Annotated in this window: 12 protein-coding genes; 8 read left to right on the top strand and 4 right to left on the bottom strand. The window is 64.7% G+C overall.

Annotation, left to right across the window (positions count from 1 at the left end; all coding sequences use genetic code 11):
• Positions 1-123: 123 nt before the first annotated feature.
• Positions 124-735, bottom strand: coding sequence for a signal peptidase I (gene lepB, locus NUH19_RS12765; protein WP_262316930.1), 612 nt, complete (start codon positions 733-735; stop codon positions 124-126).
• 72 nt (positions 736-807) lie between these two features.
• A complete protein-coding gene (locus NUH19_RS12760) occupies positions 808-1,743 on the bottom strand; it encodes an ADP-ribosylglycohydrolase family protein (protein WP_262316929.1) in 936 nt (311 codons plus the stop codon).
• Between the two features lie 245 nt (positions 1,744-1,988).
• Between NUH19_RS12760 and NUH19_RS12755 the strand changes: the two genes are divergently transcribed.
• From NUH19_RS12755 to NUH19_RS12730, 6 genes are all read left to right on the top strand, one after another.
• Positions 1,989-3,530, top strand: coding sequence for an ABC-F family ATP-binding cassette domain-containing protein (locus tag NUH19_RS12755; protein WP_262316928.1), 1,542 nt, complete (start codon positions 1,989-1,991; stop codon positions 3,528-3,530).
• A 515-nt stretch (positions 3,531-4,045) separates the two neighbouring features.
• Positions 4,046-4,249 (top strand): hypothetical protein, encoded by a 204-nt coding sequence (locus NUH19_RS12750; RefSeq protein ID WP_262316927.1) that lies wholly within the window; start codon positions 4,046-4,048, stop codon positions 4,247-4,249.
• 15 nt (positions 4,250-4,264) lie between these two features.
• Positions 4,265-5,542 (top strand): GIY-YIG nuclease family protein, encoded by a 1,278-nt coding sequence (locus tag NUH19_RS12745; protein ID WP_262316926.1) that lies wholly within the window; start codon positions 4,265-4,267, stop codon positions 5,540-5,542.
• A 389-nt stretch (positions 5,543-5,931) separates the two neighbouring features.
• Positions 5,932-6,348: a hypothetical protein gene (locus NUH19_RS12740; protein WP_262316925.1), complete on the top strand. Its 417-nt coding sequence runs from the start codon at positions 5,932-5,934 to the stop codon at positions 6,346-6,348.
• Between the two features lies 1 nt (position 6,349).
• A complete protein-coding gene (locus NUH19_RS12735) occupies positions 6,350-8,182 on the top strand; it encodes a helix-turn-helix transcriptional regulator (protein ID WP_262316924.1) in 1,833 nt (610 codons plus the stop codon).
• 165 nt (positions 8,183-8,347) lie between these two features.
• Positions 8,348-8,782 (top strand): hypothetical protein, encoded by a 435-nt coding sequence (locus tag NUH19_RS12730; protein WP_262316923.1) that lies wholly within the window; start codon positions 8,348-8,350, stop codon positions 8,780-8,782.
• A gap of 266 nt (positions 8,783-9,048) precedes the next feature.
• On the opposite strand, the gene NUH19_RS12725 is transcribed toward NUH19_RS12730, so the two are convergent.
• Positions 9,049-9,906: a helix-turn-helix transcriptional regulator gene (locus NUH19_RS12725; RefSeq protein WP_262316922.1), complete on the bottom strand. Its 858-nt coding sequence runs from the start codon at positions 9,904-9,906 to the stop codon at positions 9,049-9,051.
• Positions 9,907-10,088: 182 nt separating this feature from the next.
• Between NUH19_RS12725 and NUH19_RS12720 the strand changes: the two genes are divergently transcribed.
• Both NUH19_RS12720 and NUH19_RS12715 read left to right on the top strand, forming a co-directional pair.
• Positions 10,089-11,372, top strand: a complete 1,284-nt coding sequence (locus tag NUH19_RS12720) for a PTS sugar transporter subunit IIC (protein ID WP_262316921.1) — start codon at positions 10,089-10,091, stop codon at positions 11,370-11,372.
• Positions 11,373-11,380: 8 nt separating this feature from the next.
• Positions 11,381-12,850: a glycoside hydrolase family 43 protein gene (locus tag NUH19_RS12715; protein WP_262316920.1), complete on the top strand. Its 1,470-nt coding sequence runs from the start codon at positions 11,381-11,383 to the stop codon at positions 12,848-12,850.
• Positions 12,851-12,932: 82 nt separating this feature from the next.
• On the opposite strand, the gene NUH19_RS12710 is transcribed toward NUH19_RS12715, so the two are convergent.
• Positions 12,933-13,670: a class I SAM-dependent methyltransferase gene (locus tag NUH19_RS12710; protein ID WP_262316919.1), complete on the bottom strand. Its 738-nt coding sequence runs from the start codon at positions 13,668-13,670 to the stop codon at positions 12,933-12,935.
• Positions 13,671-14,056: the final 386 nt, after the last annotated feature.

The raw sequence follows: 14,056 nt of genomic DNA, 5'->3' as shown, positions 1-14,056 counted from the left end.
TTCTTTGGTCGGGACGATGAACAGGAAACCTTGTGGTGTCCTGTTTTTGTGCTGGAAACTAAATGGTATAGAAAAAGGAGTTGGCAGGCAAGTAGCCTATCAACTCCAAATATCGTAGCGCCATTAATAAATGGTCATCTTGGTCAGCGGCCAGTAGCGCCAGACCACCACGGACTGCACCTTGTCCTTTTTGATGAAGCCAAAGTCGCGGCCGTCGTGCGAGATCAGCCGATTGTCGCCCATCACGAAGTAGCTGTTCTTCGGGACGGTTGCGCGTTTGGTCGAGGTCAACGTCTTGAGGCTGAAGTTGTAAGTGAAGGGAATGGTCGACGGGTCGCGGTCGGCCTTGGCCGCCTCGGTTTTGATCTCTGCGGTCATGAAGGCCTGTTTCAGGTACGGCTGCTTTTGCTGCTTGCCGTTGACGTAGAGCTTCTCGTTTTTGACCTGGACGGTGTCGCCGGGCATCCCGATGACGCGCTTGATGTACAGCTCGCCCGGCGCGTCGGGGGCGTCGATCACCACGATGTCGTTGCGCGAAACAGATTTGTGCCGCAGCGAGTACAGACGGTCGCCGTCCTCAAGCGTCGGCTGCATCGAATTGCCCTGCACGACGTCTTTGCTGACGACAAAGCGCGTCAGCAGCTGGGTGGCCAGGACCACGACGACGATCAGCACGACGAATTCGATGACGCTGCGAAGGAGGCTTTCCTCTTTTTCGGGTTTTTGCTTAGCCATGAGACACCTTCCCAAACTTGTTTCACCTATCATAACACAACCGGGGGAAGGGGGTGGCAAAAAGCGCCGGCGTCAGTCGGCCGCGGTTGCGGCGAAGAACCCGGACCGCTCCGCCGCCTGGACCCGCTGCACGATGGCGCCGTACTTGGTCAAAAGCAGGCACCAGCGGTGCGGGATGCGCAGGTAGCCGTAGGACAGCCCCGCCAGGCCGCCTGCGAGCTCGGCGTAGGCGGCGCTGGCATTGCCGAAGTTGGCCGCGGTCAGCACCGCCGGGGCGAAGTCGCTGGTCGCCTGCAGGCTGTACCAGGCGACGGCCAGCGCGTTGCGCGGGGTGGCCGGGCTCGCCGCCAGCGTTTTGGCCTGCGGCAGGTCCAGACCGCCGAGCAGTGCGAAGTCCAGGGCGGCCGGCTCGCCTTGGTAGTAGGTCAAAGTCGCGTCCAAGGCGGCGTCAAGCGCGGTGGCCAGCGGCGCGTCGCCCAAAAGCGCCGTGGCCGCTTGCAGGTAGAGCGTGGTCGCGATGCGGTTGGCGAGCCCGGGGTTGGTCAAGTCGACGAAGGCGGCCAGCTCACCGGTGGCGGCGGGGTTTTGCAGCCAGTCGGCCCCGAACTGGTGGTGCAGGAAGAAGCCGAGCGGCAGGCTGCGCAGCAAGGCGCCGGGATCGCCGTCCGGGGCGGCCGGGGTGCGGCCCCCAAGCGCCGCCGCCGTGGCCGGCCAGGTGTGGCGCGGCGCCGTCGGGTAGGCCGCGTAGGCGCCGGTTTGCGCCCATTGCCGGTACTCCTGCATCAGCTCCTCGGGGGAAAAACCGGCGGAGAGGGCCGCGAGCCCGGCCTGGGTCAGCGCGGTGTCGTTGCTGTAGGCGCCGGTGGGGCCGCTGGTCGAGGGCACCAGGCCGAGCAGCGGCTCGCGCGTCGCGTCGTTGGCCGGGCTGCCGTCAATCGGCAGCCCGAGGGCGGAACCAAGCGCCGCCCCGATGATGCTGTGGGTCAGTCGCGAATCGATCAAAGACATGTGCAGGAACTCCTTTCGATAATGGGCGAGTCGCGCCGCTTGTCTAGGCGGCCGCGTGGCGCGTAAGCTAGGGGTGAAAGCCCCGCTTCTTTCATTATCCGACCCGCACGGCGGGGAGGCAAAGAATCTGCTTGATTGCAAAGTCACAATGAAGTGTGGTAGGGTAGTATGACGTTTTTTTCTGAAAATGGATTGAAAATACGCGCGAGACGGCCGCGCCAATTTCTGAAGGAGGACCCCCAACCATGAGTGTTTTGACCCTGACTGGCTTGTCACAGCGGTTCTTAGACAAGCAGCTTTACCAGGACGCCAGCTTTCAAGTCAACCAGGCGGATCACCTCGGGGTGGTCGGCCAAAACGGCGTGGGTAAAAGCACGCTGATCAAGATTTTGACCGGTGGCCTCGAGCCGGACGCCGGCAAGGTGGTGTGGCAAAAGCACCTGCACATCGGCTACCTGGACCAGTATGTGAACCTTCACCCAGGTCAGACCGTGGGTGAATTCCTGCACACCGCCTTTGCGGCCCTTTACGCCAAGGAGGCCAAGATGAACCAGATCTACGCCGACTACGCAGAAAACCCGGACGACGAGCTGCTGAGCAAGGCCGGCACCATCCAAGAGGAGCTGGAGGCCGCCGAGTTCTACGACGTCGACACCAAGATCGACACGGTGGCGACTGGGCTTGGGCTCGATGCCATCGGCCTGGATCACCCGGTCGACGCGCTTTCCGGCGGCCAGCGGTCCAAGATCATTTTGGCCAAGCTTTTGCTGGAGAAGCCGGACATGCTGCTGCTCGATGAGCCGACCAACTACCTGGACGTCAGCCACATCGCCTGGCTGACCGACTGGCTGCAGAGCTTCGAAGGCGCGTTCATCGTGATCTCGCACGACTACGATTTCCTCGAAAACGTGACCAACGCGATTCTCGACATCGAGTTCGGCCAGATCACCAAGTACACCGGCAGCCTGCACCAGGCGATGCGCCAAAAGGAGGCCGACCACGAGACCTACATGAAGGCTTACGCCAAGCAGCAGGCCCAGATTCAAAAGCAGGAGGCCTTCATCCGCCGCTTCAAGGCCGGCACCCGTTCCACCGCCGCCAGGTCCCGCGAAAAGCAGCTGGCGCATCTCGAACGCCTGACCCCGCCGGGCAACCGGGCCCATGCCCACCTGGCCTTTCCGTACCAGGAGGTGCAGAGCCAGGTGCTGGTGTACGTCAACGACTTGGTCGTCGGCTACGACCAGCCGCTGCTCGCCCCGATCAACTTCTCGATCGCCAAGGACGAGGTGATCGCGCTGTCCGGGTTCAACGGCATCGGCAAGTCGACGCTGCTCAAAACCATTTTGGGCCAGTTGCCGGCCTTGGGCGGCGACGTCGCCATCGCCGACAACGTGGTCTTCGGCTACTTCGAGCAGGAGCTGGACTGGGCGATTCCCAAGCAGACGCCGCTGCAGTATTTGATGGGCAAGTACCCGGCCTTGAGCCAGCGGCCGCTGCGCCAGGTGCTGGCGCGAACCGCCCTGACCCGGGAGGAAATGGACAAGCCACTTCAGATGTTGTCTGGTGGTGAACAGAGCAAAGTCAAGCTCGCCGACCTGATGCTGACGCCGAGCAACATCTTGATCATGGACGAGCCGACCAACCACTTGGATGACGACACCAAACGCGCCTTGCAAGACGCGCTGAGAAGCTATCCCGGCGCCGTGGTGCTGGTGTCGCACGAAACCGGCTTCTACGACGACAGCTGGGTCGACACCCAGATCAACATCGAAAACCTGCGCCGCTAATTCAACCACCGATAGCCCCGCCGAGACCGTTGCGTCTCGGCGGGGCTTTGTCGTGCCGGTGGCGACCGCAAGCGCGGGGGACGGCCAAAGCCGGCGGCGACCGCAAGCGCGGGGGACGGCCAAAGCCGGCGGCGACCGCAAGCGCGGGGGACGGCCAAAGCCGGCGGCGACCGCAAGCGCGGAGGGCGGCCAAAGTCGGCGACGACCGCAAGCGCGGGGGACGGCCAAAGCCGGCGGCGACCGCAAGCGGGAGTCATCGAAACCAGCGGCGTTCGCACCCGCTGCCGGCGCGTCGCCCGCACCCACCGCGGGGCGTTTCGTGGCGGTCGGCACTGGCGCGACGGGGGCCGCCTCGCCGCGGCGGAATGGTCGACCGGCGCCGCCTGTGGCCGGCGGATCGCGGTCGCCTGTGGTTCACCGGCTGAACAATTGGCCACGGCCGTGACACGTGATGTCGCGTAGGTGGCTTATACTGCGAGGGTTTCGATGCATACATAAGAAAAGGGGCGTGTGGCATGCTGTTTTGGCTACTGCTGGGCGGGGCGTCGCTGCTGGCGGTCCTGGTGATTGCGTTTGGCCTGACCCGTGAAGGGGTCGTGTGGCTGGCGGTGAACGCCTTGGTGGCGCTAGATGCGGCCCATTTTCAGGGCGGCGCCGGGTTGTTTTGGTACCTGGTGATTCTCGGGGTGGCGGAGTTTTTTGCCATCCGAATCGATTGATAAGGGAGTGGCACGATGAATTGGTTTGAAGTGGTGACGGTCGGCGCGTTTGCGACCGTGTTGATTCTGGCGACGTATGCCTGGTTGCGCCGGGTGGTGTTGCGGCGCGTCGGGCTGGTCGCCAACCTGGTTTGGGCGGCGCTGTTGCTGTTGTTGGGCTGGTGGCTGAAGTTTCACGATTTTGGTGACGGGGCCAGTGACGAAACCATCGCGATGCTGCGTTACATGGGCGTGTTGACGCTGGCCATCGGCGCCTGGGTCGCGCTGCGCCAGTGGTGGCCGGTGCGGGGCTGGACGGCGCTTGTCGGCTACCGCCTGTTGCGGCCGCTGCGGCCGACGCCGGGCTGGCTGGCCGCGGTCAACCGCCAGTGGCACCCGCGGGTGGCGGGTCACTGGGGCATGGCCGGCGGCGTTTACCGCATGTCGGTTCTGGGCGACTTGGAGGCCTACGCGCAGGGGTTCGGCGAGGTCGCCTTCAACCACCGGGCCCTGCAGCGCCAGGCCAAGGACTGGCTGGCCTACAGCGTGGTGACCCGGACCGACTGGACGGCCTATACCAAGGCGTTTTGGGCCGCGGTCGCCGCCAACGGCACCCGGCCCGACAACACCTACGCGCGGTATCTGGAAAGCGCCGGCTGGCCACTTTTGGCCTTCGTCGGGCGGTACCGGACGCTGATTTTGCCGCTGCCCGAGGTCCTCGGTAACCTCAAGCGGATTAAGGCGGCGCAGTCCCGGCTGGAAAACGCGATTCAAGGCGACCGCACCACCTTCGACGAGCTGGCCGACTGGTACCGCGGCGGCGTGGTCGCGGTACCCGGGTTTCGCCGCCGGCTGCGCCTGTACCGCCAGAGCGGCCACACCCACACGACGCTGGAACGCGATGAGATGCAGGACGTTCGCGGCGATTACGCCGATTACTGGCGCTACGTGCTGCTGTTGGGCAACGGCACCCTGCTGGTGTCCGTCACCAACAACCCGGCCCGGCGGCTGAAGGAGCAGGCCGGCGGCAGCGGCTCGGTGGTGACGCGCTCAAGCGGCGTGACCGGGCTGGTGCGGCTGGATCACCTGGGCGAGAAGCTGTTGAACGACGCGATGGCCGACGCCGACGCGCTGACCCTGAAGCTGATGGCCCAGTACGGCGTCGCCTACGTTCGCGGCGGCCACTGGTCGCAGCAGGGCAGCCATGCGATCCAGCAGAAAATGTACCACCAGGGCGACCTGATTGCGTCGCGCTACGACATCGACGTCGACAAGCTGCTGCACGGCAAGATCAAGCCGTACCGCGGCGAGTAGCGACCACCCACCAGGCACCGCCGTGGTCGGTTCGCGTCGGGAAATAGCGCCGCAGCCGCTCGCGTCGGAGAATGGCGCCGCAGCCGCAGCAGCTCGCGTCGAGGGTGGCAGTACGGCCGCAGTCGCTCGCGTCGGGGATGGCAGTGCGGCCGCCGTTTCGCACTGGGGTGGTACCGCAGCCGCAGCCGCCGCAGCCAGACGACGGCGACCGCGTCATCGCCGGCCGCTTACACTGGCCCGGGCGGGGCCAACCGTCGCCGAACCTCGGGTCACCGGACCCGGGGTTCTTTGTCGTGACCCAAGCGATTAGTCACGATTGAGCCGATCGCGCGTTTTTGTGCGACCGGTGACTAAACTGGCGGTAGGCGATTCGGAAGGGGTGCGGTACGATGAAGATGGAAAGCACAAGGCGGGTCTTGGACGTGCTGGCGCGGCTGTTGGCCGGCGAGCGGCTGACCTTTGCGGCGTGGAGTCAGCGCTACGAGATGCCCGGGGCCCGACGCACCTTCCAGCGCGACGTGGCGGCGATCCGCCAGGCGCTGGCGGATCAGGCGCTGCCCTACCAGCTGCAGGCGACGACCGCCGGGTTGTGCCTGGTACGACCGCTGTCTGCGGCGGCGCTGGCGGATCTCGCGGCCTTGGGGCAGCTGATCGTCACGGCCCCGGGTGTGACGCCGCTGGGCCGCCAACGGCTTTTGCGGGAGTTGGCGCTGGGGCTGTCGCCGCAGGACGCGGCGGTCTTGACGCGGCAGCTTTTGACGGTGAAGTACGGCGGCCACCGGACGCAGGTGAGCGAGGAGGGGTAGCATGGCGATGCAGCCGGCAAGCATTGGTGAGATGATCGCGCAAAACCGCGTTCGGCAGGGGCTGACGGTGGCGGAATTTTGCGCGGCGGTGGGGCTGTCTCGCGCCACCTACTCGCGGGTGATTCGCGGCCGCGCAACGCTCAGCCTTGAACAGCTTTACGCGGCGCTGTCGGTTTTGGCCATCGAGCCCAGCGACTTCATGGCGGTGCTGCAGACCGGCAGCCTGTGGGTCGAGCGGCTGAAAACCACGGTGCTGTCGCACCTGCCTTGCCTGGCCGCGGCGCCGGCTCAGGCCAGCTGGTTGGCCGACATCAGCAACACGCTGGCGGAAAAAGCGGCGCTGACCGGCAACGTCGGCGTTCGCCAGCTTCTGGCCTACGTGCGAGCCGGGGCGGCCACCGCGGCCAAGGATGAGGCGCTGGCGGCCCAGCTGGCCCAGGCGCTTGGGGCGGAGCTTGTCGCCTACCCCAGCTGGACGGCCTTTGAGATGGACCTGTTTTTGGCCATCGGGGCGGCCTTGCCTTGGGCCAGCTGCGAGCGGGTGCTGACCCACATCCTGGTTGGCAACCGCCAGACCGGCTACCGCGGGGCCCCGCCTTACGCCCGGGCGTTGGACCTGCGGGTTCGCGCCTTCAGCGAGCTGTTTTTGACCCGGGCCTGCCAAACCGGCTCGGCCCGGGCGCTGCAGCTGGCGGCCGACTGGGTGGCCGATCAGCAGGTCGACACGGCGAACCTGCCGATGCAGGCCTGGGTCAACCTGGGGCAGGCGGTGCTGGCCCACTTGGCCGGCGACTTGACCGTTGCGACCCGCTACGCCGCTCAGGTGGCGGCGCGTGACCTGGTCTGGGGCGGGGCGGCCGCCTTTGCCAACTTGGATGCGCTGTGGTCAACCATTGCGGCCCGGACGTGGGACGCGGTGCCGGCGCTGCCGCAACCGGTGCCACCGGCCGGGATTGCGCCGGCAGGCCGCGCGACGACGCTGGTCGCGCAGCTGGCCGCTTACCGCCGGGCCAAGGGCGTGACCGTGGCGGCGGCCGCCAAGTGGTGCGGTGTGTCGCGAGCGACGTACCAGCGCTTCGAGCACGGCCGCGGCCCGGTGTCTAGCGACGTGTTCATCAACGCCTTGAACGCCTTGCGGCTGCAGCGCGACGACTTGCAAACGTCGCTGTTCAACCACACCGTGCCGCTGCTGGCGGATGAGTTTCGCCTCGCCACGCACATGCGGCCGGCCAACCTCGCCGAGCTCTTAGCCATGCAAGGCGAGTTCGCGGCCAAAAGCGCGGCGCAGGCCACCTCGCCGTACCGCTACCTCGCCTGGTTTTGCGCGGGAATGGCGGCGCGGCACCAGGGCCAAGGCGTGACGTTCACGGCCTGTGCCGACCGCATGGCCAAGGCCGCCTTGGCGACGCCGGGCGGCGGTCTGTCGGCGTTTGAGCGGCGGTGGCTGAACCTGGCCGCCGGCGGTATGAGTGCCGCCGCGCTGGTCGGCCTGATTGCGCAGCTGACCGCCTGGCCCAAGGCGTTGACCACCTCGGAGTGGGGGAGCCTCGCGGTGTGGCGCGTCAACCTGGCGCTGGCCCCGACAGCCACCAAGGCGCTGCTCAGCCAGGCCGAAACCGCCTTGGCGGCCCTGGATCCGGCCGCCTGCCCCAACCTGATCTACGGCGCCGCGGCGCTTTTGCCCTGCGTCGCAACCTGGCGCAGCGGCGATCAAGCGGCGGCGTCAGCGCAGTATGCGGCGGCCAAGGCCGCGATGCTCACGGTGTGGGGGGCCGACTTCGCCGTGGTCGGGACCTTCTTTGAAAGCGCCTGGGCCCGGGTGACCCGGGCGTGACCGCGGTCGGGGCACCCGGCCAAGCCGATACAGGGGCAGACGTGCCGCCGGCTGACACGCCGACACCAAGCCGCGGTGAACCGCAAAGAGCCGTCGTGGTGCCGCCGGCCGACACAGGCGGCGGTTAGGCTGCCTACGCCTATATAGAAGAAAGGGGAATCGCCCATGTCACAATTTCTGCTTGCGCCGCTGCGCCAGCCGGCGTTTTGGCCGCTTTGGCTTGTGCTTTTGGCCGTCGATGCCGCCTGGATGCGGCACGGCAAGGCGCTACTGCGGCAAGACTACCTGTGGCTGGTGCCGGGCTGCGGGGTCGTGACCTGGCTTCTGGTCAAGGCGCTGCCCGGTGGCTGGCTCGGGGTGTTTCAGCCGCGGCTGCTGTTGCCGCTGCTGCTGATCCTCGCGCTGATGCCGCGGTTCATCACGGACTTTGGCTTCAACTCGTGGTGGGTCGGCGCCGGCCTGTACGTCGGCTTCGTGGTGCTCGGGGCCCAGATGTTCACGACCAGCGGTGCCCAGGCCCTGGGCAGCGTGGTTCCCGTCACGCTGTTTTTGCTGCTGCTGGTGCCGGTGTGTTGGCTGATCATGCTGTTCATGGATTAGTCGCCACCGCTGCCGCACCACTCACCACCCGAGGACCGGTCCAGCGCCACCGCGCCGCGCGTGACCCTGGCGGCGAGCCGCACCGGCACCGCCAAAACCGCCACCGCCGCGAGAATCACATTCCCCCTCGAAAAACAGCCGCCCGTGGCCGAAGTCCCCGTCGTCGCCAGACATGTTGTCCGGCAACCGGCAGGGCTTTGGCCCGGGCGACTGTTTTTTACCGTTAGCCGAGTGCCACGCCCAGCCGCTCAGTTGTCAGTCGGCGTTCACAGCAGGTAGGTCTGCACCGCCTGCTCCGGATGGGCGAGGTGTTCGCGGCGAAACTCGGCCGGCGCCAAGTGGTACTGGCGCTGAAAGGCGCGAAGGTAGGCCCTGGTGTTGGCGAAGCCGGCGTGTAGCGCGACGTCTTCGATACTGTAGCGGTGATCCATCAGCTCGAGCATCGCCAGGTCGACGCGCAGGGTGGCGACGTACTGCGTGAAGGAGACGCCGACGACCTGGTGGCAGTAGCGCGACAGGTAGGAGTAAGAGTAATTGAAGTGCTGAGCCACCGCCGCCAGGGTCAGGGGCTCTCTGATGTGCGACTTGATGTACTGCGCCAGGGCGGTGCCGTTGTCGTGATCCAGCGCATGGGCGGCGGGAACGGTGTAGTGCTCGCAGAGAATCGCCAGCAGCTCGGTGGAAAGGCTCATCGCCTTGAGCCGGTTCAGCGGCGTTTTGGCGGCGGCCAGTGTGGTCAGCGCCAGCAGAATCTCCCGGATGCGGCGCGTGTTGGCGTCCATCGGCTGGCCGATCAGCGGGTCGAACAGGTACTGATCGTAGTACTGGCCCCCGGTCCAGCGGGTCAAAAAGGCGCGGTCGAGGATGCACAGGGTGTCGTAGCCGTGGGTGACCGCGTCCAGGCGGTGCGGGGCGTAGGCGTTGACCAGCAGCAGCCCGTCTTCGGGGATGCGGTAGGTCAAGTCGCCGACGTGGTAGGTCAGATCGGCGTCGACGTTGTAAACCAGCTCCAGGCTTTCGTGCCAGTGCCAGGGGTAGGTGCGGCCGCGGTAGCGCGGCTTGAACGGAACGATTCGGGCCGGCTCGTTCTCCGGGTGGCTGCGAATCTCGTGTTGAATGTGCATGGCGAGCCTCCTTGGGCAAAGATTGACCGATGCGATGGCTGATGCCATCAGTATAGCACCGCTCAATGACAAAAAGTGACCGCTGATGCGTCAATAAAAGGGCTTTCAGCGCCGCCGTAATTTTGTACACTAAGACTGTTCATTAGCTAGTGACAAATATAACCAACGGGAGAACTGCAATTATGAAAGACAAAGTGACGGCGTTTTTCGCCGGGCTTGATCCGTACCTGAACAAGCTCAGCCAGAATCGCTACCTCCAGACGCTCAGCGGCGCCATGATGTCGTTGATGGGCCCCTTGTTCATCGGGTCGATGGCGATTTTGCTGAACGTGTTTCCAATCAAGGCGGTGTCCGGTTTCGTCAAAAACATCGGGTTGTCGCCGATTCTGAACAACGCCAGCACCTTCACCATCGGCATGATGGCGCTGTACGTCGTGTTCCTGATGGCCAAAACGTTGGTGCAGAAGTTCCTCGGTGCCAAGGATGAAGGCACCATGGCCGGCGTGATCGCCCTGATGTGCTTCTTCTTCGTCACGCCTTCCGGGGCCCTGAAGGACGGCTCAAGCTACCTGCCGACCACCTGGCTCGGGGCCCAAGGCGTCTTTTCGGCGATGATCATCGGCCTGTTCGTCGGCCGCATGTACGTGCTGTTCAAGGAACGCGACTGGACCATCAAGATGCCGGCCGGGGTGCCGCCGATGGTCAGCCAGGTGTTCGAATCCCTGCTGCCGGCGATTGCGCTCGGCGTGTTCTTCATCGTCTTGTCTTGGCTGTTCTCGCTGCTTGATGTCGGCAGCATGCACCAGTTCATCTACCAAGTCGTGCAGACGCCGCTGAAGCACATCGGCGGCAACATCGGCGCGATGCTTCTGGTCAGCATCCTGCAGCAGCTGCTGTGGTTCTTCGGGCTGCACGGCACCAACATTTTGATGCCGATCGTCACCCCCATCTGGATGGCGATGGACATGGAGAACCTGACCGCGTTTCAGCACGGCCAGCCGCTGCCGAATATCATCGGCCTGGCGTTCTTTTACACCATCACCTTCAGTGCCAGCCAGATCGGCCTGTGCATCTTGATGAACTTCTCCAAGAGCAAGCGGTACCGTGACCTCGGCTGCCTGACCATCATTCCGTCGCTGTTCGGGATTAACGAGCCGACCATCTTCGGGCTGCCGACGGTGCTGAACTTCAAGCTGGCGATTCCCAACATTTTCCTGAACTCCGTCGAGCTGATTTTCGCCTATGTGCTGATCAAAATCGGCGTCGTCGCGCGGTTCATGGGGACGCAGACGGTGTTCGGCCTGCCGCTGGGCTTCCACGCGGCCATTCAGGGCAGCGCCAGCATCATCATCCTGCAGCTGTTCTTGTGCCTGATTGTGCAGCCGCTGGCCTGGTACCCATTCTTCAAGTCGCTTGAAAAAGACGACCTCAAGGCGCAGGCGGCGATGGCACAGGCACAGAAATAGAGGCCCACATGAACTATCACAATCCGATTCTGCCGGGGTTCAATCCCGACCCCAGCATCTGCTTTGACGGCACGGCCTACACCCTGGTGACCTCGAGTTTTGAGTTTTACCCCGGTCTGCCGCTGTACCAAAGCACCGACCTGCTCAATTGGCGGCCGGTCGGGGCGGTGATCACGGCGCCGACGACGGTGACCCTGACCGGCATCGCCAACTCGCAGGGCCTGTTCGCCCCGACGATTCGCTACCACGCCGGGCGGTACTTCGTGGTTTGCACCAACATCACCCAGGGGACCTTCATCACCAGCGCCGCGGCGGTGACCGGGCCCTGGACCGCCCCGGTGTTCGTCGACTGCCCGAGCGGCATCGACCCGTCTTTGACCTTCGTCGGCGACCGCTGCTACATGTACCTGACCGTCGCGCTGCAGGACCGCGAGGCGGCCGAAATCGACCTGTTTGAGATCGACCCGAGATCCGGCCGGCGCCTGTCGCCGGTCACCCCGATCAGCAACGGCTACGGCGGTCGCGACGTCGAGGCGCCGCACATTTTTCAAAAAGGTGGGGACTTCTACCTGATGCTGGCGGAAGGCGGCACCCGGGAAGGCCACATGGTGACCATGGCCCGGGCCAACGCGATCACCGGGCCGTACCAGCCCTGCCCGTTCAACCCGGTGCTGTCGAACCGCAATTCGCGCAGCGAGCTGCAAAACGTCGGCCACGCCGACTTGGTGCAGGCGCCGAATGGGGCGTGGTGGCTGGTCGCGTTGGCCGCCCGGGCGCGGCACCACCGGACGCTGTTGGGTCGCGAGACCATTTTGCTACCGGTCAACTGGGACGGCCCGTGGCCCATTGTGAACGGCGGTGGCCAGGCGACGGCCACCGTGGCGACGACCGCCCTGACCGCCCCGCAGCAGGCCGAAGGCGGCAGCCGCTTCGTGCCGGCAGCGATTCGCACCCTGGGGATGCCGACGCCTTACACCATCAGCGGCGACCGCGTGGATTTGGCCAACCAGCCGGCGCCCATCGCCGTGCCGGTGACGGCCCCGGTGGCGTTCATCTCGGTGTCCCAGACGGCCTACGCCTTCACCTTCACGGCGCAGCTGGCCGTGGCCCAGCTGGTCGCCGGCCGCTTTGGACTGCTTCTATATAAGGACAACGGCAGCCAGGCCAGCCTGACCGTCAGCGGCCACCCCGGCGCATGGCGGCTCAGCGTGGCGCGGCAGGCGGTGGATCTGCAGGTGACCCAGACAGTGGCCCTGCCGGATTCGGCGCAGGTCACGCTGGAGCTGCGCGGCACGACGGATGCCTACCAGCTTCGGGCAAGCACGACCCAAGGCCCGGCCGTCCAGGCGTCCTTTGACGCCCGGCACCTGACCCCGGAAGTCGCAGATTCGCGCTTCACCGGCGTTCAGGTCGGCCTGTTCGCCCGGGCCGCCGGTGGCCACACCGTGTTCACCCACGTGGCTTACCAGAACCGCTGACCACACCAAAAACCAGCTGCACGTCTCCCCTCGACGCGCGGCTGGTTTTTTTGATGTCGCATCCGTTGCCGGGTCCAGTGCCTCACAGTCGGCAGGTCAAAAGCGAGTAGGTGTAGCTGATGGTGGTGGTCACCGGCAGATTGGGGTCGGGGACCCCGATCACCGCCGCCGCCAGCTGGCGAGCCGCACTGAGCGAAAAGGCCCGGTCAAAGGCCGGCAGCAGTTCGGTCACGGTGGCGGTGTCGCTCAACGTGTAGGTGAAGTCCTGGTGCATCACGCGGATTCCCTTGAGAATCAGGGCCCGTTGGATGCGGCTGGCCCGGGCGGGATCGGCCTGCGGCACCGGGACCGGGGTCGTGTTCAAGACCGTGGCCATTTGCGTGACCAGTGCCGTGGTCTGTGCAGTTTGGAGGTTGAAGGCCATTGCCCGACCGGCCAGCTGCCGCAGGTGGGTCAGGTCCTTTGGGGTGAGGGTGGGCAGCTGGCTGACAAACACCAGGTCGGCCAGCGGCCTTCGCGGCAGCTCGTGCCAGTTGCCGGTTTGGTAGGCGGCGTTGCGAACCCCATGCTGATCGAGCCAAGCCTTGGCCTCCTGCAGCATCGCCGGCGACCAGTCGTTGAGCGTGATCCGGGCGCTGGCGTTGGCCAGTGGCAGCGCGTAGCGGCCGGAGCCGGCCGCGACATCCAGCACCGACCAGTCACGAAGCGGCAGCTGGGTCGCCAAGGCCTGCGTCACGTCGCGTTCGACGGGCAGCCGTGACTCGCGCTGAACGCGAGCGTATTCCGGGGCGAAGTCGTCCCAGGCGTGTGGATCATCCATTGTCTTCTCTCCTTGTTTGCAGAAACTTGTCAAAACCGGTTGACGGCTAGTCGTTCACTTGGTATGATATCAAAGTTGTCTTTTGGATGACACGGAAACGACTTGAGGCAAGCGAAAAAAGTGTTTGACATCAAGCCTGTGACCTGATAAACTATAAAAGTTGTCGTAAGCGAGGCATAACGCTTCACTAATAAGAAATTAAAACTTCTTATTGACAACAGTTAGCCAAGATGATATACTTTAAAAGTTGTCGCTTGACCGACACAAGGTAGTCCTTTGAAAACTGAACAAAGTTTCGTAAATGTGATAGGGCTTTTCTTAATTGAAAAGAATTAAACATTGCGAAGTCAATTCGCTAGTAACAACAAATCGAGCTATTCAAACAG

Source organism: Lacticaseibacillus parakribbianus (assembly GCF_025490915.1).
Classification (GTDB): domain Bacteria; phylum Bacillota; class Bacilli; order Lactobacillales; family Lactobacillaceae; genus Lacticaseibacillus; species Lacticaseibacillus parakribbianus.
The sequence above is the reverse complement of the archived record's forward strand: the minus strand, read 5'-3'. Positions and strand labels throughout refer to the sequence as shown.

What these genes read in the sequence shown, in the direction of transcription:
- lepB (WP_262316930.1), bottom strand. Translation starts at nt 735, where the DNA reads ATGGCTAAGCAAAAACCCGAAAAAGAGGAAAGCCTCCTTCGCAGCGTC.
- NUH19_RS12760 (WP_262316929.1), bottom strand. Translation starts at nt 1,743, where the DNA reads ATGTCTTTGATCGATTCGCGACTGACCCACAGCATCATCGGGGCGGCG.
- NUH19_RS12755 (WP_262316928.1), top strand. Translation starts at nt 1,989, where the DNA reads ATGAGTGTTTTGACCCTGACTGGCTTGTCACAGCGGTTCTTAGACAAG.
- NUH19_RS12750 (WP_262316927.1), top strand. Translation starts at nt 4,046, where the DNA reads ATGCTGTTTTGGCTACTGCTGGGCGGGGCGTCGCTGCTGGCGGTCCTG.
- NUH19_RS12745 (WP_262316926.1), top strand. Translation starts at nt 4,265, where the DNA reads ATGAATTGGTTTGAAGTGGTGACGGTCGGCGCGTTTGCGACCGTGTTG.
- NUH19_RS12740 (WP_262316925.1), top strand. Translation starts at nt 5,932, where the DNA reads ATGAAGATGGAAAGCACAAGGCGGGTCTTGGACGTGCTGGCGCGGCTG.
- NUH19_RS12735 (WP_262316924.1), top strand. Translation starts at nt 6,350, where the DNA reads ATGGCGATGCAGCCGGCAAGCATTGGTGAGATGATCGCGCAAAACCGC.
- NUH19_RS12730 (WP_262316923.1), top strand. Translation starts at nt 8,348, where the DNA reads ATGTCACAATTTCTGCTTGCGCCGCTGCGCCAGCCGGCGTTTTGGCCG.
- NUH19_RS12725 (WP_262316922.1), bottom strand. Translation starts at nt 9,906, where the DNA reads ATGCACATTCAACACGAGATTCGCAGCCACCCGGAGAACGAGCCGGCC.
- NUH19_RS12720 (WP_262316921.1), top strand. Translation starts at nt 10,089, where the DNA reads ATGAAAGACAAAGTGACGGCGTTTTTCGCCGGGCTTGATCCGTACCTG.
- NUH19_RS12715 (WP_262316920.1), top strand. Translation starts at nt 11,381, where the DNA reads ATGAACTATCACAATCCGATTCTGCCGGGGTTCAATCCCGACCCCAGC.
- NUH19_RS12710 (WP_262316919.1), bottom strand. Translation starts at nt 13,670, where the DNA reads ATGGATGATCCACACGCCTGGGACGACTTCGCCCCGGAATACGCTCGC.